This is a genomic window from Enterococcus sp. DIV1314a, assembly GCF_051713805.1.
In the GTDB taxonomy this organism is placed as follows: domain Bacteria; phylum Bacillota; class Bacilli; order Lactobacillales; family Enterococcaceae; genus Enterococcus_I; species Enterococcus_I aquimarinus.
Window position 1 is genome coordinate 819224 of sequence record NZ_JBIOQP010000001.1, and the last position, 18770, is coordinate 837993.

General features: G+C 39.0%; 14 protein-coding genes. 4 read left to right on the top strand and 10 right to left on the bottom strand.

Going from position 1 to position 18770, the window contains the following annotated elements; translation table 11 throughout:
* Positions 1-765 precede the first annotated feature (765 nt).
* Positions 766-1899, bottom strand: coding sequence for an ankyrin repeat domain-containing protein (locus IGI68_RS03965; RefSeq protein ID WP_438730719.1), 1134 nt, complete (start codon positions 1897-1899; stop codon positions 766-768).
* Positions 1900-2295: 396 nt separating this feature from the next.
* Here IGI68_RS03965 and IGI68_RS03970 point away from each other — a divergent pair, with 396 nt between their 5' ends.
* The 3 genes from IGI68_RS03970 (at position 2296) to IGI68_RS03980 (ending at position 5407) form a co-directional block, all read left to right on the top strand.
* Positions 2296-3951, top strand: coding sequence for a PucR family transcriptional regulator ligand-binding domain-containing protein (locus IGI68_RS03970; RefSeq protein WP_438730722.1), 1656 nt, complete (start codon positions 2296-2298; stop codon positions 3949-3951).
* Positions 3952-4081: 130 nt separating this feature from the next.
* Entirely contained in the window at positions 4082-4798 is a 717-nt protein-coding gene (locus IGI68_RS03975) for a YoaK family protein (RefSeq protein WP_438730725.1), read from the top strand.
* A gap of 57 nt (positions 4799-4855) precedes the next feature.
* Positions 4856-5407 (top strand): beta-class carbonic anhydrase, encoded by a 552-nt coding sequence (locus IGI68_RS03980; protein WP_438730728.1) that lies wholly within the window; start codon positions 4856-4858, stop codon positions 5405-5407.
* 50 nt (positions 5408-5457) lie between these two features.
* Here the strand turns inward: IGI68_RS03980 and IGI68_RS03985 are convergent, their stop codons facing one another.
* From IGI68_RS03985 to IGI68_RS04000, 4 genes are all read right to left on the bottom strand, one after another.
* Complete coding sequence (locus tag IGI68_RS03985; RefSeq protein ID WP_438730731.1) at positions 5458-7497, bottom strand: beta-galactosidase; 2040 nt, start codon at positions 7495-7497, stop codon at positions 5458-5460.
* Between the two features lie 7 nt (positions 7498-7504).
* Complete coding sequence (locus IGI68_RS03990) at positions 7505-8365, bottom strand: sugar ABC transporter permease (RefSeq protein ID WP_438730734.1); 861 nt, start codon at positions 8363-8365, stop codon at positions 7505-7507.
* A 1-nt stretch (position 8366) separates the two neighbouring features.
* A complete protein-coding gene (locus IGI68_RS03995) occupies positions 8367-9647 on the bottom strand; it encodes an ABC transporter permease subunit (RefSeq protein WP_273230644.1) in 1281 nt (426 codons plus the stop codon).
* Between the two features lie 65 nt (positions 9648-9712).
* Positions 9713-10981 carry an extracellular solute-binding protein gene (locus IGI68_RS04000; RefSeq protein WP_438730737.1) on the bottom strand — a complete coding sequence of 423 codons (1269 nt, stop codon included), beginning with the start codon at positions 10979-10981 and terminating at the stop codon, positions 9713-9715.
* A 226-nt stretch (positions 10982-11207) separates the two neighbouring features.
* Between IGI68_RS04000 and IGI68_RS04005 the strand changes: the two genes are divergently transcribed.
* The gene (locus tag IGI68_RS04005) at positions 11208-12206 is read left to right on the top strand and encodes a LacI family DNA-binding transcriptional regulator (protein ID WP_438730740.1); all 999 of its coding nucleotides are present in this window, start codon (positions 11208-11210) and stop codon (positions 12204-12206) included.
* A 45-nt stretch (positions 12207-12251) separates the two neighbouring features.
* Here the strand turns inward: IGI68_RS04005 and recQ are convergent, their stop codons facing one another.
* The 5 genes from recQ to IGI68_RS04030 all read right to left on the bottom strand — a co-directional run bounded on the left by recQ (position 12252) and on the right by IGI68_RS04030 (position 18768).
* A complete protein-coding gene (gene recQ, locus IGI68_RS04010) occupies positions 12252-14024 on the bottom strand; it encodes a DNA helicase RecQ (protein ID WP_245785359.1) in 1773 nt (590 codons plus the stop codon).
* 14 nt (positions 14025-14038) lie between these two features.
* Positions 14039-15964 carry a fructose-1,6-bisphosphatase gene (locus IGI68_RS04015; protein ID WP_273230638.1) on the bottom strand — a complete coding sequence of 642 codons (1926 nt, stop codon included), beginning with the start codon at positions 15962-15964 and terminating at the stop codon, positions 14039-14041.
* 128 nt (positions 15965-16092) lie between these two features.
* Positions 16093-16491 (bottom strand): hypothetical protein, encoded by a 399-nt coding sequence (locus IGI68_RS04020; RefSeq protein WP_438730743.1) that lies wholly within the window; start codon positions 16489-16491, stop codon positions 16093-16095.
* A gap of 289 nt (positions 16492-16780) precedes the next feature.
* Positions 16781-17245 carry a PTS sugar transporter subunit IIA gene (locus IGI68_RS04025; RefSeq protein ID WP_438730746.1) on the bottom strand — a complete coding sequence of 155 codons (465 nt, stop codon included), beginning with the start codon at positions 17243-17245 and terminating at the stop codon, positions 16781-16783.
* A 14-nt stretch (positions 17246-17259) separates the two neighbouring features.
* Positions 17260-18768 carry a PTS transporter subunit EIIC gene (locus IGI68_RS04030; RefSeq protein ID WP_438730749.1) on the bottom strand — a complete coding sequence of 503 codons (1509 nt, stop codon included), beginning with the start codon at positions 18766-18768 and terminating at the stop codon, positions 17260-17262.
* Positions 18769-18770 lie beyond the last annotated feature (2 nt).

Genomic DNA, 18770 nt, shown 5'->3' on the forward strand with positions numbered 1-18770 from the left:
TCGTCTAAAACAAATCCAAGGGGGAACTCAAGATGCTCGAACTTCATTTTATCAGAACCATGCTAGATATTCTAGACTTTACTATCATTTTTCAAGGCGAAAAAGAAAAAAATCTTTATACCAAGGAATTTATTAAAGAAGAAACGTGTCATGTTTTCCATACCACGCTTTCTTACACGCCTGATTGTTGTATCAAATATAGTATGGAAAACAATCAATGCGTTAGTAAAGGAAATCCTCCTTACCTTCCAACTTCCTTACTTAAATGGCCCTGTTGAGGCACGACAAACTACCATATTAAAGTATTAAAACGAACGACTTATGGCTTTAGAAACTTCATTCACTGCAAAATCAGAATTTTTATCAATCGTGGTAAATACTTCGAAAAGAAAAAGAAATCAAACATACAAAAAATGAACAATAAAAAGACACATAAAAAAAGAGGCTGACTCATAAGTCCAAAAATAAAGAAAAGCGCATCAAATCCATTCTCAAGAATGTTGATTTGATGCGTTTCCTATTTTTATAAACTGTCATTTTCGACTAATAAAACTACTTATGAGTCAGTCTCCTCGTGACGCAATTCTAAAAATTCGTTTAAGATGGTACAAACCCTAGTTGTTAAAGAGCCAAAATTTACCGATCCATCAGTCGCATTTTACACCGTTTTCGGACGGAGTTCCTCAGAAAACAGAGAGAAAACAATCTCTAGTGTTCGTGAGTAGATAATTATTGTCGGATCTCTTACTTTTTACTTTCTTATCCCTACATTTTTTCCAATAATCGCTTGGATTGTGCCATGTGTTCTGTATAAAGTGAATTATTTGGTTGAATGCGATGCGCCTCTTCCATGACGGCATACGCTGCTTGATGTTGCGCGATGCTTCGCAAACTATTTGCTTTATGGAACATATAATCAACCCGTTCCGGATTTTTTTCTAATAAACGATCCATCACTTGGATAGCCTCTTCGTGTTTCCCTACTTCACGTAAGTAATTCGAATAGTGATATAAGTAGAATGTCGTATCTTTCGACTGGATCCCTTGTTCAAAATAAGACTGTGCTTTTGCATGGTCGCCTTGTTTTTTGGCGAGGTTCGCTAAGTAATAGGCAAATTCTGCTGACGTCTCGAAGCCTTTTTCGTAATAGTATGTCGCACTTTCTTCATCGCCTAGTTGTTCATACGTGCGTCCTAAATAATACGTGGTTTCTAAATTACTTGGTAACTGACTTAATTGCGCAAGGGCCTCGTTATTTTTCCCTTGTCGTAACGACTGCCGAATCGCCGTGAATTCATCTTCCAACAATGGATGGCGCAAGAGTTGTTCGATGGTCGTATGGTTTAATTGTTTGGCATATGCAATCGAATCGAGACCATAATCATCGGTTACCTGAGGATTTGCGCTTGCTTGGACGAGTTCCAAGACCATATCACGATACAAAAAGCCTTCATTTCCTAAAATAACTGCTTCTAAAAGAGGCGTCCAGCTCAAGCGATTTTTTTCGTCTGCTGGGACACCAGCGGCTAATGCTTTTTGTACGACAGAGATAAAGCCTTTTTCAGCTGACGGATGCAAAGTGGTCCCACCGAATCGATTGACTTGTTTGAGATCTGGTGAAAATGAAAGAATAAGTTCAAAAACCCCGTCAAAACCATTGGCTGCAGCGGCAATAAAAGGCGACAATTGTGTTTGATCTCGTTGACTTGGAGAATAGCCTTTCCCTAACAAACACGCTACAACCGCACGCTGATTCTTCATAACCGCTACGTGTAACGGGGATTGACCTTGTTCGTTCACAAGGTCTAAATCCCACTCCTTCACGGCAGCAAGTTGTGTTAAAATCGCTTTTTGTGATTTCTGATTGAGTATGTCAAAAATCGTTTCTGTTTTATGCATCATGTCACACCTTACTTATATTTTTTACTAAAAGCGATAATTTCCGTTGTAAATACCTTATGTGATGGATAAGGTATTCTCGCGCTGATTACACCAATACCTGCATATCTCCGATTGTTAATCATCAAGAAAATTGTTTCTTTAGCACAAGATTAGTGGTCTGCTCAAAGACGCGACAAAACACTCCTATATAGATTTTATTTAAAAATCTTAATACGATTGTTGGACGAAAAAAACTATAGGGTCATTGCTTGTCATGATTGTTACTCTTTTTTTTAACTCTCAACTACTCTCTTAGTATACGTTTTTTGCAACCCTATTACTATGGATGATATACTTAAAAAGCGATTCATATTTTGGGACACTTTAACCAATAACTAATCATGGAGGTTTATCATGGACGTGACCACTTTTTTACAATTACCTTTTACGAAAGAATTTAAATTACTCGCGGGTGAAAACGGGCTGATCAATCAAATTACAGGGATAAATATTTTAGACAATCCCAATGCGACTGATTGGTTGACTCCTGGAGAATTAATTTTGACTTCCGGCTATTTTTTTAAAGAAACACCCAGTGCGATGGCGAATTTTTTAGCCCACTTTGACCGCTTAAATATCGCAGCCATTTGTATTAAACCACAAATTTATTTAACCCCCTTACCCAGTGCATTGCTCGAGGAATGTAATCAACGCGGGATTCCTCTAATTGAAATTCCATACGGGGTGGCTTTTTCCAAAATTTTGAATACGGTGATGAATTTACTTTCAAATGAAGTCAATGAGGCCAATCAAATGGCCTTAGACTTAAACTCTGAATTACTTGAATATGGGTTACAAGGAAAAGGAATCGAGGAATTAAAGGGAAAATTAGAACGTTTGTTAGGGAATCCGATTTTAATTACGAATGGCGATTGGAGCGTGTTAACCAAAACGATTGATGCAGTATTCACGCCCTACTTAAAGCAGCAACAGCATCACCAAATATTTGATAAAGAATCATTTAAGCATTTACCGGAAAACTTCCATCATTCTAAGCACCCTTCCAATTTTTTACTAAATGACCAAACAAGTGGTACGATTCTCCCCGTTTTTTTTAATGACATTACGTATGGGTATATGATTGTCTTTCAAAAAAACAAAGCTTTAACACGCCAAGACTATCTCGCACTTGAACAGGCATCGATTACGATTGCCTTAGAAATCGTTCATCAAAATGAAAAAGAACGGATCCAAAATAAAGTCTTACGTGATTTTTATCGAGAACTTCTTTTTGGTACTCATTCGATTGAAGAGCTCAATACCTTTAATATTGAATTTGATTATGATATTCCTTATACTGTTTTTATCATTGATTTTCAGATTGCCAACCATAAAGAGCAAAGTCTTGTGCAACAAAAATACGAAGAAGAACGGATGATTCGAAAAACTTTTGCGGCAGCTACGTTCTTTCAACATCCCCTGTTTCCAGTGATTCATCTATTTAAACAAGGTCAAGCCATTATTGGTCTCGTCGGCCGAAAACAAGCGAATCGACCAAATGAACATCTATTAGAAGTAGAATTTTTTGAAGCCTTTCACCAATACTTACTCGCAGATTTACCGAAAGACTCATTTATGAATTTCTATATCGGAACCAAACAAGCAATCGAGAATATTAAAGAAAGTTATCGAGAAGCGAAACAAATTTTAGCCTATCAAGAAACACAGAAAAGTCAGATTTATTTTGCGAGAGATTTTTATTTCGAGTTATTTTTACGTCAACATATTCAAGCTGAAGCTGCAGAAGGTTTTATCGAGCACTATTTATCACCGCTTTTAACTTGGGAATCGGGAAGTCATGCCTACTTACTTGAAACCCTAAGCGTCTATTTAAACCACCAACTTAATTTGGCTACAGCCTCGAGAGACTTGTTCATTCACCGAAATACGCTGCGCTATCGGATTGAAAAAATAGAAGGCCTCCTAGGTTATTCCCTTGATGATCCACGCGTCATTTTAAGTTTACAACTGGCGTTAAAACTATTAGAAGAATATCAAAAAGAACGGTAGTGTGACGACACTAGCGTTCTTTTTTGTAAAAGAGGGCTCTGTGTATCAAATAATTTACAACAATCTCATATTTAAGCTACTTACAACTAAAATATTCATGAAACACTATGATTTTCACGTGAAACAATTTATGATAGAAGAAGCTATTGAATTTCTCGGATTAAAGGAGCGTTTTACCATCGAAAATCGAATGAATCGTCAACATAAAATTATTTTAGCCTTATTTCTCAGCGCCTTATCAGGGTTTATCGATATTTTAGGATTATTTGGTATCGGTAAAATGTTCCTCTCGTTTATGAGCGGCAACTCCACTCGCTTGGCTTTTTATTTAGCAGAAGGCGAGTTTATTCAAGCACTTCCTTATATCTTTTTAATCGCCAGTTTCGTATTTGGGGCTTTTTTAGGCGATGTGGTCAAAAGTCGTTTTCCAGGAGAAGTCCTTTTAGCCATACTAACAACTGAAACGTTCTTGATTTTCATCAGTTTTATGATGATTTTTCTGGATATCAAAGATGAATGGTCTTATCTACCTTTAACGGTCGCAATGGGACTGCAAAATACGATGCATATTCGAGTCGACGATAAAATCATTGGTCGGACTTTTTTTTCAGGCGTCTTACATTCGCTCGGGACGGATATTTCTCAAGCCATGCAAAAAAACAAACCATGGAGTGCTCCGCTCCTTGATTTAGTGATTTGGGTCGTCGCCGTCTCTGGTGCGTTTTTAGCCGGAATCCTACAACCGAACATTCCAACACAAACTCTCCTTGGCTTAGTCTTAATCATTTTACTTTTGGTGATTGTTATTATTATAATGTTAAACAAGAAGCAGCCAGACTTTCGATAAAGAGAGACTCTTTAATTAAAAGTTACTTCTAAATATTGCAGACGAGGAGAAATGAATATGACACACGTTTTTGACGAGATTCTAAAACACAATGAGGCCTTCGTGGCAAATAAAGAATATATCCCTTACCAAACGGATAGTAATCCTAATAAAAAATTAGCGATCTTAACTTGTATGGATAGTCGCTTGACAGAACTACTACCCGCCGCGCTCGGCATTAAAAATGGTGATGCGAAAATCATCAAAAATGCGGGTGGGATGATCACCAGTCCCGTGGGTTCTACGATTCGTAGTCTCGTTGTTTCGATCTATGCCTTTGATATTACCCAAGTGATGATTATCGGTCACGATCACTGTGGGATGAGTAATGTCGATAATTCTCCTTTAATTGAAACGATGAAAGAACGCGGCATTACCAAAGAAGCCTTTGAAACCTTTGACAGCGATGATTTTGACACTGCTCGTTGGTTGGAAGGTTTTGCCAATGTCGAAGAATCAGTGGCTAAAACGGTGGCATCCGTCGTCAACCATCCGCTAATTGCTAAAGATGTGGAAGTCCGTGGCTTTGTCATTAATCCAAGTACCGGTGAATTACGCCCTGTCTGCTAAAGCGTGACATCCTAAAAAAGTGGATCCCCAAAAATTGGAGATCCACTTTTTTAGTTTTCTGCTAAGAGCAAGACTTCATAAGGCGCTAACGTCAATGTCGTTGGATGAGCCGTATGCGTTATTAAATCCATACCTGCTGTTGCGACTTGAATTTCTTTCGTTTCTTCTGAGAAATTCATGACGAAACGATAGGATTGATCCTCAAAATCACGCGACTGAACCGATACGTCTGGATCCCCTTTGATGACCCACGCATTTTCTAAGTCTTTGGTTTTTGCTAGTTCGCCGTAAAAATGCTCTAAGAAGTCGAGATTCGTCCGTGCGCCAATAAAGTACGCTGCCCCTTGTCCGTATTGATTACGCGTAATCGCTGGAGCACCCGCATAAAAATCTTCGGTATACGTTCCGAGTACTTCTGCGCCTTCAAGTTCAAAAAGGCTACAATAGTCTTTTGCTTCAAAAGACTGATCAGCATAGTGGACCGCATTGCGATCTTTCGGATAAAGCGTATCGGTTTCTGTTACCTTAATCCCAAACAGCTCGCGTAACGGTTGCGGCCAACCACCTAAATAAGTCAGATCATTTTCGTTGACGTAACCTGTGATATAAGTTGAAACAAAAGTTCCCCCTTGTTGGACATACGTACTTAAGCGTTTCATCACGTCTTCTGTCATTAAATACATCATGGGTCCAATGATTAACTCATACTTCGAAAAATCAGCCTCTGACGTAATCACTTCTACCGCAATATCATGATTCCAGAAATAGCGATAATGTTCTTGTAACGTTTGCGGATAACGTTTGGATGCATTCGAAAAGCCCTGTGCATCATTGAGCGCCCAATTGTTTTCCCAATCATAAATAATCGCGACTTTGGCTTTTTTATAACTACCTTTTACTGCTTTGATATTTTCGAGTGCCTCACCCACCCGCGTAACTTCTTTAAATACACGGTTATCTTCACTATTATCATGATCGACGACGGCCCCATGGAACTTCTCAGAAGAACCACGTGATTTACGCCATTGGAAATATAAATTACTATCTGAACCATGCGCGATAAATTGCATGGAAGATAATAAATGCATGCCGGGTCGTTTCACTTTATTGACTTCATGCCAATTGACCCCACTTGGCGTAGATTCCATGATTAAGAATGGTTGTTGTTTGATACTACGATATTGATCATTAATGAATCCCACTTTACTCGCTAAATCCGCCGTTGTTTCCCAATCGTTATGCCACGCAGGATAACAGTCCCAACTAATCACATCGACGTGTTTGGCAAATTTTCCGTAGTCTAAACTTTGAAAGGGAATTAGATCATGCGTATCTGCCATAAAATTGGTGGTAATTGGAATTTCCGGTGTCAATTGGCGAATATCTTTAATTTCATGCTCGTAAAAATCAATGGTTTGATCCGTCACAAAACGACGCCAATCTAAATTATGTCCATGAACCATCGTTTCCCCAATACTAGAAGGCGATTCAATCTCTGACCAATCAGAGTAGGCATGACTCCAAAATGGTCCCCACCAAGCATCATTTAAGTCTTTTAAGGTTGGGTATTTCTTTTGTAACCATTGACGGAAGTTTTCTTGACAATATTCGCAGTGACACTCACCTGAATACTCATTCGAAATATGCCACATGTACAGTGCCGGATGATTGCCATAACGTTCCACTAGTTTTCGATTCATGATACCGATTTTCTCACGGAAAACAGGCGAAGAAAAACAATGATTGTGACGGCCGCCTTGCAACATTTTTTCCCGTCGTTCATTCGTCCGTAAGACTTCTGGATATTTTTTAGACAACCAGGCAGGACGGGCTCCACTTGGCGTCGCTAAAATCACATTGCCACCCATTTCATAGATGTCATCCATGATTTTATCCAACCATTCAAAGTGATAGTCGCCTTCTGTTGGTTCTAATTGACTCCAAGCAAACATTCCAATCGAAAAGGTATTGGATTTAGACTTTTGCATCAACTCCAGATCTTTTGCTAAAATTTCAGGGTAGTCTAACCATTGATCGGGATTGTAATCCCCTCCATGTAATAAACGATTTTCTGAATTGTAACGTGTCATTTTTATCTTATCCTTTCGTTCCACCCGCCGTTAAACCGGACACAAAATGTTTTTGTAACGCTAAGAAAACAAGCGCTATCGGAATACTAATTAAAATCGCACCCGCCGCAAAAGTTGTATAACTTGCGCCCATTTTATCAGTGACTAATTTGTATAAGCCGATAGGTAACGTGTAATACTCTGGATTCCGTAGTAATATGGAAGATAGCGCAAAGTCACCTAGTGGTCCAGTAAAGCCATTCATCGCAACGACCGCTAACATCGGTCTAGAGAGTGGTAATATAATTTGTAAGAAAATACGGGTGTTGCTGGCTCCATCAATTTTCGCACTTTCATCTAAGTCGAGTGGAATGGAATCGAAGTACCCTTTCAGTAAGTAGGTATTCATCGGGATTTGACCGCCCACGTAAATTAAAATTAAGAGTGCGTGACTGTTAATTAAACCTAACATTTGTGCGAGCACAAAAATCGCAATCAACGCTGAAAATTGTGGAATCATTTGCAACAGTAAAAATAGGACTAAGCCATTTTTTCGCCCTTTAAAACGAAAACGTGAGAAGGAGTAGGCCGTCATTGAAACAAAAATTAATGATAGTACCATGGTAAAGAAACTAATTTTGAGAGAATTCCAATACCACTGGCCGTAAAATAAATTGCCTTCATTGGCAAATAATCGGCGATAATGCGACAATGTTGGATTCGCCGGAATTAAACTCGTACTCACTAAACTATTACCGGGATTAAAACTAGCCCCAATCGTCCATAGTAACGGATAGACGATGACGATCACCATCAAGATGAGTAATAAGTAAGAGAACGTCATTTTCATCCGTGTTTGCGACTTCATACTTTTCATTTTCGTCTGCATCTTAAGCGACCTCCTTAAAGGCATTTGTTCGTCTAAATTGCCACAGCGCAATCCCGATTACGAAAACTGAAAGTAAAATCGTCAGAGCCGCAGCGAGCGCGTATTGACTGTTTTGCATCGTTAATTTGTAAATCCACGATACTAAAATATCCGTTCCACCGGCAGTCGAGCCAGGCACAGCCGGTCCACCACCATTAAATAAGTAAATAATATTAAAGTTATTAAAGTTAAACGTGTATTGCGTAATCAAAATCGGTGCCATTGCATAGAGTAATAATGGTAAAGTAATTTTTCTGAATTGTTGTAAGGCAGTTGCGCCATCAATGGTTGATGCTTCATATAAATCATCGGGAATCGACTGTAGCGTACCGGTCGTCACAATAAAAATATAAGGAAACCCAAGCCATGCTTGAATCATCAGTAATGCAAGTCTTGTCCAATTGGCATCGGTCATCCAAGGAATTGGCGCAATATGGAAGAAATTTAAGATTGAATTATTGATCGCTCCAAAACTATCATTGAACATCCCGCCAAAAATTAAGATCGTGACAAAACCTGGAACCGCCCAGGGTAACACAAGCATCGTACGGAAAAACTTTTTGAAACGAATTTTTTTCTGATGAACGACAACGGCCAACAAAATCCCAAGACTGACTTGGAGCGTTGAAGCGACTAGTGTCCAAACAACAGTCCAACCAAATACATTAATAAATGTCGCCCGCCAAATATCGACCGTAAAGATTTGCTTGAAGGTCTCTAAGCCAACCCAATCGGCTAAATTCGCTGGTGCAGAGTGGTATAAGTCATAATTGGTAAAGGCCAACGCGATACTGAATAAGATTGGAAAGATCACTGAAAAGACAAGTAAAATAAAGGCCGGACTACTGAGTAAATACGGATAGCCTTCCGCAAGTAATGCATGGTAACTTTCTTTAATTGAGTTGACTCGTAGATGTTGGTCAATCATTTCGCCATTTTTATACGCGTCACGTAAATTAAGATAGTAAAAAAACAACCCAAAAGTCAGGATAATGAGTGCTACTAATCCTTCTGCCAGTAAGAAAATCGAATTATCACGGGGTACTTCGGTCCCTAAGGTAAAGAGTCCCCAAAATCCCATATTGAATAAATCCGCAAAAACAAATACATATAAAATGGATAGACCTAGAAATAAGCAACCTTTAATCTTTTGTCGATTATATAATTGACCTATTCCGGGAATGATCGATAACAATGCCGCCTTCTTGGCATGAGAGATGCCATTTTTAATCGTGCTCTCCATAAAGCACCCTCCTTTTATTTTAAAAAGACGGCAAAAGCACCGCCTTTTCCTTGATTCCTATCCGCTTAGTTTCCGGTTGCTACAATTGCTGCTTTGATTTGGTCGACTGCTTGCGGTAAGACTTCACTTGGTACGCCTTTACCAGTTGCGATCGTTTGTAATGCTGCATCAACAGGTTCCCACACAGAGTTCATTGCAGTAATTCCTGGTGTTAACACTGCATGCTGGGATTGAACAGAAACAGCTAACGCACTTGGGCTTTCTTGAATGATTGGATCTTCTGATAAAGAAGCCACTGCTGGAACTTCTAATGTTTTCTCATAACGTACAGCGGAATTTTCAGCATTCGCAATATATTCTACAAATTGTTGAGCAAGTTCGGTGTTTTTAGAATAGCTGCTGACATTATAGCTTTTCACGCCGATAAATGACCCCATGTGTTCGCCGTTACTTAAAAGAGGTAATTCTGTGACACCATAGTCAATTCCCGCATCTTTGTAAGGCGCAAGATTCCACGGACCAGAAATAACTGCTGCTGCTTTGCCTTCTGTAAATAAAGAATCTAATACGTTAACTCCTTGTTCGCCGATAATACCGGTTGGGAAAACGCCAGATTTATAAAATTCTTGGATGTATTCTGCTCCTTCAATCGCACCAGGACTCGCCAAGCCGATATCGTCTGCTTGGTAATTTCCTTCAGCATCTTGTCCGAAAACATAACCACCGTAAGAACTCATCACCCCTTGGGCATAGTACAATTGATCCCATAATGCCAATAACCCATACGAATCTTTTGTCAGAACGCCTTTTGAATACTCTAACCATTCATCGGTTGATTTTGGTAATTCTTCTTCTGAGATTAAGGCTTTGTTATAGTATAAAATTTGTGTTTCCACTGCTTTTGGTAATCCATAAACGACACCATCGACGATTTGTGATTGCATGGCAGATTGTGTGTACAATTCTTTTACGGCATCGCTCACATCTAACGGTGCTAATAATCCTTCTGTTACCGCTGTTCCGATTTGGTCTCCTGGGATCGTAATCACGTCAGCCCCAGTTCCTGCTGGTCCGTCTAAACGTAAGTCTTCAATTTGACCTGCCAGTGCTTTTTCAACGACTTTAATTTTCACGTCGTTTTCTTCTTCAAATTTCTTAACGGCTTCTTCAATACCCGCTTTCTTATCTTGATCTTCCCAGACAAGTAAATCATACTCTTCATTATTATTTTTCTTGCTACTTGTTTGGGTGCCTGTTTCCGCTTCTCCGGGACCACATGCTGCCAAACCAAATGCTAACGTACTAAAAAATAAACATTGAACTAATTTTTTCATAATAAATGCTCCTCCTTTTATTGAAAACGCTATCTACACCTATATAGTAAATTAATTTATCTAATTTGTAAAGGATTTTTACCAAAAATATTATTTTTTTTAACTGAATCAGTGTTAAAAATAGCTATTAAGCGCTTTATACCAAGCTTTTTACCCTAAAAATAATTTTAAGTAAATTTATTTACTAAAATCGATATATACGCTATACTAGTTGCGAGGTGATATTATGGTGACCATAAAAAAAATCGCAGAAGAAGCAGGGTTTTCGCAAGCAACCGTCTCCCGCTTGTTGAAAGGTGATAGTACATTATCCGTTGGCGAAGAAACGAGAAAAACGATTATTAATACTGCGCTTTCGTTAGGCTATGACCGTTCCAAAATCAAAACAACGATTGAGAAAATTGCGTTGCTTTTTTGGATCACAAATCAAGAAGAACTGCAAGATTTGTACTTTCATCAATTACGCTTATCCATCGAAAAATATGCGCAAGAAAATAATTTGGATATTGTAACCCTTAAATACGAAGATGGCATTGAAAGCTTACCTAAACAGATTTCAGGTTTTATCGGCGTTGGGTTTTTTTCAAGTGAGGAAACGAAAAAATTAAAGGCGCGTTGTAGTAACGGTGTCTTCTTAGAAATGAATTTAGAACCTGAACTATTTGATACCGTCAAACCCGATACCGATCAAATGACCCGTCATGCGATTGACTTGTTTTTGCAAAAAGGCTATCAAAAAATTGGATTTATTGGAGGAGCCTATCACAATCCTGACCTTGATTGCGATGAGGAAGATACACGCGAAACTACTTTTCGCCACTACTTAGCCAAAAAAGGCACACTCGATGAACGCTATATTGTTTCAGGTGGCAAATTTACCGTCAACCAAGGCTATGAATTAACGAAATCAATGATTCAAAACCTCGATGGTCAGTTACCGGAATGTATTTTTATTGCTTCAGACACGATTGCGGTCGGTGCCTTACAAGCTTTCAATGAAGCAGGGATTGTGATTCCCGATCGACTAGAACTGATTAGTATTAATGACAACGAAATTGCGAAATTTGTTTCGCCGCCATTAACGACTTTCCGGATTGATGTGGAAGAATTGGCACAAACGGCGATTGATATGTTAGTCAATCAATTGATTTATCCGCGCGACATCACCAAAACCGTCTTAGTCGGTGCCAAATTGATTGAACGAAAAAGCTTTTCTGTGAAGTAAAAAAAACTTCGAACCCTGATCTGAAAGGGTTCGAAGTTTTTTGGTTTATTTTTCATGCTTTAATAATGCTAAAAAGGCTGCACCATATTTCTCTAATTTATTTTGGCCAACCCCTTTGATTTCAAGAAATTCTAAGGTACTTTGAGGTTGTTTTTCTGCTAATTCTTTTAAGGTCTGATCAGAAAAAATGATATACGGTGGTAACTGTTGTTCCTGCGCGATTTCTAAACGCAGCGTCCGTAATTTTTCAAAAAGAGCATCGTCCGCTACAATTTGTTTGACGATATTTTGCTTACGTGAAACCGTCGCTTGACCTAAGAGTACTTGGATCCCTTTTTCTGAAATAGATAATGTCGGAAACTGGCCTTCTGAAGGTGTGAGATACCCTTCAGCCGTTAAATAATCGATTAGCCCTACTAAATCTTTTTGGGTCCAACCTTTCATTAAGCCATAAGTCGGCAATTGCTCAAAGCGCCATTGTTTGACTTTTTGATCGCTTGAGCCCATTAAAACTTTGGCAACTAACGATTTTCCAAAACGCTGATTCATCCGTTTGACACACGACAAGACTTTTTGTGTTTCAACGGTAATATCGACGACTTCCCGTTCATCAAGACAATTACTACATTGTCCGCAATCTTGAGGATCTTTTTCACCGAAATAACGTAAAATGTAGCGTTGTAAACACATTTGAGTATGGGCATATTGATTCATTTCTTGCAGTTTGACGTGCTCGCTTTGGCGGTACGTAATATCCGATTCCGATTGTTCAATAAAAAATTGTTGGATTTGAATATCTTGGGCGCCATAAAGTAAGATGGCTTCACTCGGTAAACCATCGCGTCCGGCTCGGCCTGCTTCTTGGTAATACGATTCGATATTACCAGGCATTTGGGCATGAATCACAAAGCGCACATTACTTTTATTAATCCCCATCCCGAACGCATTCGTTGCGACAATCACTTGCAGACGATCAAATAAAAAGTCCTCTTGATTGCTTGAACGCTCTGCTTCACTGAGCCCTGCATGGTAGCGTCCGACTTTTATCTGTTGGTGTTGTAGTAAATGATAGAGCCGGTCGACTTCTTTACGCGTACTTGCATAAATAATTCCTGACTGGTCTTTATTTAAGCGTAAGTATTCTAAGAGATAGACGTCTTTTTGATTTTTAGCAACTTGAAACGATAAATTTTCGCGTGCAAAACCTGTTGTGACTTCATTCTCAGCTGGAATCCCGAGTCGGTGACAAATATCTTGGGCTACTTGAGGCGTTGCGGTGGCAGTCAAGGCGACAATCGGTGGTTTTTGGTCAAACTGTTGAATCGTTTCAGCCACTTTTAAGTAACTAGGACGAAAATCATGACCCCACTGTGAAATACAATGCGCCTCATCGACGGCAAGTAAACTTAAATCAACGTAACGTAGCATTTCTTGAAAATCAAAACTCGCTAAACGCTCCGGCGCAACATATAACAGCTTGATCTCGCCTTGTCCAACTTGACGGAAACGTTGATTTGTTTCTTCTTGGGTTAACGTACTATTGATATACGTTGCGGGAATCCCCATCTCATTCAGCTGATCGACTTGATCTTTCATTAACGAGATCAAAGGAGAAATCACTAAGGTCAAGCCGTCTAGCATTAACGAAGGGAGTTGATAACAAACCGACTTCCCTCCACCAGTTGGCATGATCCCTAACACGTTCTCATGGTTTAATATTTTATCAATAATGGTTTCTTGTCCGGGGCGAAACTCCGCGTAACCAAATTTTTCTGCGAGTAATTGTTGCTTATTAATACGAATGGCCTCCTTTAACACTTGAAAAGCATCGATTAAAATCGATCAAAGTTCTGATACAAGTATAACAAATCTTCACTCTCTTGTTTGAGTTTTTCCCCAATATTCGTTTCAGCCACTTTTTTGCGACTATCAACTTGTTCGACGACTCGTAAAACAGAAACGATATCCGTCCCATTTTCGACGGCATCTTCAATGGACGTAAACGGTTGATGAGCAGCCAGTAACATGCCATAACTATTGGAGAGTAGCGTATAGCCTGCGATACCTGTTTTCTTTTGGTAAGCTTTAGCAAAACCACCGTCGATTACCAACATTCGTTTATTCGCCTTCATCGGGCTTTCTCCTTGTTTTTCTTTGACTGGAGTATGGCCGTTAATAATATGTCCAGTCTTTGGTAAGCCGAAAGAAACTAAAATTTCTTCACAAATTTTTTCCTCATTGCGTAAAGAATAATAGGCATTTTTTTCTTCTATATGACTTTTTTTATCGGTGATATAATAGCGTTCAAAAGTGGTCATCGCTTTTTTACCGAATAAGGAAGAATTTTCACCGGCCCATAAATACCACATTAAATCCGTCGCAAAGTCATCTGTTACTTTTGGCTTGGCGTAGCATTTTTCGACTTGTTCTTGATAAAAATCGAGTAACGCTTTCCCTGCATAACTGTGATTATCGATGCGTAAGGACTTAAAATCGCCATTATCGTGTAACGGGACACACCCATGTAGCAATAAATTATTGTTATAGCACAAATACATTTGTCCTTTTTCATATAAGAAATCCATATGCCGCTTCAATTTTTCGGAATCTTGATAACTTGTCAATAATTGGTGCAACAAGCACGTTTCTTCATTCGTTAATTGGCAAGGGGATGACGGATCAATCGTAGGTGCTTGGAATTGTTCTAATGGATACGTGCGGCCGTGCAGTTCAATCGTTTGCGCGTTATAATCAATTTTTTCTAATACGAGTCGATGAGCCATTTGAAATTCTGGTCGGCGATGAATTAACTGACCTTCTAATTTAAATTGTAAAATGGCACAGGCTTGTTGGACTTGATTGCAAATTTCTTGCTCCCGTAAAGAGACCTCGTCGGCTTCATCCATCACGGGATTAAAATGAGGTTGCACGGTGTAATATTGTTGGCTGTATTCAATTAACGGACGTAAATGAATGCCATAACTTTTTTCTAAAATGGCTAAGTTGCCATAACGCGCTTGGATGCGAATTAAATTGACGAGTGCGGGTAAAGAACCACCCATCGCAGCTAACCAAATAATATCATGGTTGCCCCACTGAATATCCACCGAATGCAGGCCAATCAAGCGTTCCATAATCGCATCAGGCTGGGGGCCTCTGTCATAAATATCGCCTACGACATGTAAATGATCGACGACGAGTCTTTGAATGGTTTCAGCCAATGCTTGAATGAGCCGAGGCGCTTGATTTAACGCCACAATTTTTTCGACAATCGATGTATAATAATCTTGTTTATCGGTTTTTGTATCCAGTCCATTTAATAACTCTTCCATAATATACGCAAATTCTTTCGGAAATGCTTTGTGCATTTTAGAGCGCGTATATTTTTTACCTGCGTAGTCGGTCACTTGAACGAGTTGTAGAATTTTTTCATAATACCACTGATGTAGCGACGCCTTCGCACCAATCCGACTTTTTTCTAAAATAATTTTTTCTTTTGGGTAATAAATAAGGGTACATAAATCCGTAATATCCACCTGTGTCTCATGCTTAAAACATTCTTCCACTTTGCCTCTAACACTTCCTGAGCCATTGCGTAAGACATGATTGAATGCTTCATATTCGCCGTGCACGTCACTGACAAAATGCTCGGTTCCTTTTGGCAATCGTAATATCGCTTCTAAATTAATGATTTCCGTTAGAACATCTTCTTTTTCCGCAAACTTTTCTTTCAACAACTGATAATATTTCTCCTTCATTCACTTGCCCCCTCTGCCTTCGTTCTATCTAATATAGCAAATCCATTAAGCGGTGTATAGGTTCGACCAGACAAAAGTAAAAAGCCGCCCTTTATTTAAACAAGGCGACTTTTGGATTCCGATGTTTCTTATAGTTTATTGACTTTTTTTACAATTTCTCTAATTTCATGTAGGGCTTTTTTCTGTTCAAAATAGCTCTTCACACGGTTTTCATCACCGTCAATTTTACTTAATGTTTTATCTAATTTTTCAACTTCTTTATTGATCCCGTTAATCAGTGACTCTTCTCTTTCTAACTCATTCACCACAGCATCAATTTCGTGTTGTGCATCTTTTTCTTCTAATTTTTCAAGTTTGTGCTCCTTACGAATAATTGTTCTGATTTCGTGAAGGGCTTTTTCTTGCTCGATGAAATGCTTGATTTTACTGTCAGTTTCATCCATTTTGGCTAACGTCTGATCCAGTTTATCCATTTCCTTTTCAATTTCTCTGATTACCTTTTCTTCGCGTGCTGCTACATCTGTCATACTTTCTTCCTCCTTGTTTTTACTTTTTAACGACTCATACCATAAAAATAAGAATACCTGTAAGACTTTTGACAACTATAAAGCAGTGGAGAACGATATAATCTTTGGTTACCGTACTCCAATAATTAAATTATACCTCATCTTTTAAGAAAAATGAAATAAAAACCCTTTATAAACTCGGTTAGCCCTTAACCATATGAATATCTGTGAGGCGTTAGTTAATCTTCAAATGACGAGTCTAATAAAAAAGAAGGGAATCGATCTCCCTTCTTCTTTATTGAACCTATTATTATTTTACCTGAATAACCGCTTTTTCGTTGATTTCAACAACTTGATTTTCTTTTAAGACTTCCACTTGTTCACCAGTCGTAAAGAGTAGCATTGACGTTGTGAATTTACCCGCTTCTTTCACTAACTCTAAATCCATCTCAGCTAAACGATCACCGGCTTTGACTTTTTGTCCTTCTGTCACAAAAGGTTTAAACCCTTTTCCTTTTAGCTCAACCGTATCAATCCCCAAATGAATCAGAATCTCACGACCATTTTTTTCTCTTAACCCGTAGGCATGGCCGGTTGGAAAAACAGTCACGATTTCGCCATCACAAGGTGCGACTACTTCGCCATTCGTCGGTTCAATCGCAAACCCATCGCCCATTATTTTTTTAGAAAAAACGGGATCTTTCACCATTTCTAGCGGCAATACTTTTCCTGCCATAAAAGCAGCATACGTTTCTTTTCTTTTTAATCCAAACAAGATCATTTCCTCCTTTATTCATCCATATTTAAGATCTCAATAATACTATTTTTATAAATAATCGCTTTCGCTCCAAAAATCGCTTGGATGCCACCACCAACCATTAACACATCAGCAGCGCCTAATTTTTTCAACCCATCACGATTGACTTTTGATGCATCTGCCACACTCACACGTAAACGCGTAATACATGCGTCAACATCTTGAATATTGTCTTCGCCACCGAGTAATTCAATGATTTGAAGAGACTCTTCCTTCAATGAATCTTTTGTCGTTACTTGTGGTGCACTCTCTTCTTCCGTTTCATCGTCAAAGCGTCCTGGTGTTGGCACGTTAAATTTCACGATAAACGCTCTAAAAATAACATAATATAAGATAAAGAAGACAATCCCTACAGGAATCACGTACATCCAATGCGTTTTTTCTTGACCTTGTAAAATACCAAACAACGTAAAGTCAATCGCACCACCAGAGAACGTATTCCCAATGGAGATATTCAACAAGTCCGCAATAAAGAACGATAAGCCGTCTAGTAATGAATGAATGACGTATAAAATTGGTGACACGAATAAGAACATAAATTCTAGCGGTTCTGTAATTCCCGTAATGAAAGAAGTTAGCGCAACACCGAAAAAGAGACCTGCGTATTTCTTCGCTCGTTCTTTAGGAACAACATGATACATCGCTAAGGCTGCTCCTGGAAGACCAAACATCATCGTTGCAAAACGACCAGAGAAAAAGCGTGTGCCTTCTGTAAAGAGTCCAACATGATTTGGATCAGCTAATTGCGCAAAGAAGATTTTCTGTGCCCCAACGACGGTTTCGCCAGCTACAGTTTCAACTCCACCGAGTTCCGTAAACCAAAACATTGGATAAATCATATGGTGTAACCCTGCAGCACCACTTAAACGCATTAAGAAACCATATAAGAAACTACCTAAAGGACCCATTTTCGCAATCGTTTCACCTAAAGACACCAATACTTGTTGAAATGGTGGCCACACTAAGTAAAAGAGTGCGCCTACAAAAATCGCTGCAAATGACGTCACGATTGGGACAAAACGCGAACCTCCAAAGAACCCTAAAAATTGAGGTAATTGAATATTGTAATAACGATTGTGTAAATAGACCGCTACACTCCCAATAACAATCGCTCCAATGACACCTGTGTCAATTAATGGCGCATCTTCCGCACTAAAAATGGCAAGTAGCGCTTTAATCGTCGCATTCATTACTAAGAAACCAACAACAGAAGCGAGTACTGCGGTTGCTTTATCGCGTTTAGCTAAGCCAGCCGCAAGCCCCATCGAAAGGAGCAAGGCAAGATTACTAAAGACAACTTCGCCGGCTGCTGCCATGACTTGAAAGAGTCCTTGTAAAAAAGCGACATCTAAGAATGGATACGCTTGAATCGTGGTCGGATTAGATAGCGCACCCCCGATTCCTAGCAAAAGCCCCGCTGCAGGTAAAATTGCGATGGGTAACATAAATGATTTTCCTATTTTTTGTAATCGTTGAAACATGA

What these genes read in the sequence shown, in the direction of transcription:
- IGI68_RS03965 (WP_438730719.1), bottom strand. Translation starts at nt 1,899, where the DNA reads ATGCATAAAACAGAAACGATTTTTGACATACTCAATCAGAAATCACAA.
- IGI68_RS03970 (WP_438730722.1), top strand. Translation starts at nt 2,296, where the DNA reads ATGGACGTGACCACTTTTTTACAATTACCTTTTACGAAAGAATTTAAA.
- IGI68_RS03975 (WP_438730725.1), top strand. Translation starts at nt 4,082, where the DNA reads ATGATAGAAGAAGCTATTGAATTTCTCGGATTAAAGGAGCGTTTTACC.
- IGI68_RS03980 (WP_438730728.1), top strand. Translation starts at nt 4,856, where the DNA reads ATGACACACGTTTTTGACGAGATTCTAAAACACAATGAGGCCTTCGTG.
- IGI68_RS03985 (WP_438730731.1), bottom strand. Translation starts at nt 7,497, where the DNA reads ATGACACGTTACAATTCAGAAAATCGTTTATTACATGGAGGGGATTAC.
- IGI68_RS03990 (WP_438730734.1), bottom strand. Translation starts at nt 8,365, where the DNA reads ATGCAGACGAAAATGAAAAGTATGAAGTCGCAAACACGGATGAAAATG.
- IGI68_RS03995 (WP_273230644.1), bottom strand. Translation starts at nt 9,647, where the DNA reads ATGGAGAGCACGATTAAAAATGGCATCTCTCATGCCAAGAAGGCGGCA.
- IGI68_RS04000 (WP_438730737.1), bottom strand. Translation starts at nt 10,981, where the DNA reads ATGAAAAAATTAGTTCAATGTTTATTTTTTAGTACGTTAGCATTTGGT.
- IGI68_RS04005 (WP_438730740.1), top strand. Translation starts at nt 11,208, where the DNA reads ATGGTGACCATAAAAAAAATCGCAGAAGAAGCAGGGTTTTCGCAAGCA.
- IGI68_RS04015 (WP_273230638.1), bottom strand. Translation starts at nt 15,964, where the DNA reads ATGAAGGAGAAATATTATCAGTTGTTGAAAGAAAAGTTTGCGGAAAAA.
- IGI68_RS04020 (WP_438730743.1), bottom strand. Translation starts at nt 16,491, where the DNA reads ATGACAGATGTAGCAGCACGCGAAGAAAAGGTAATCAGAGAAATTGAA.
- IGI68_RS04030 (WP_438730749.1), bottom strand. Translation starts at nt 18,768, where the DNA reads ATGTTTCAACGATTACAAAAAATAGGAAAATCATTTATGTTACCCATC.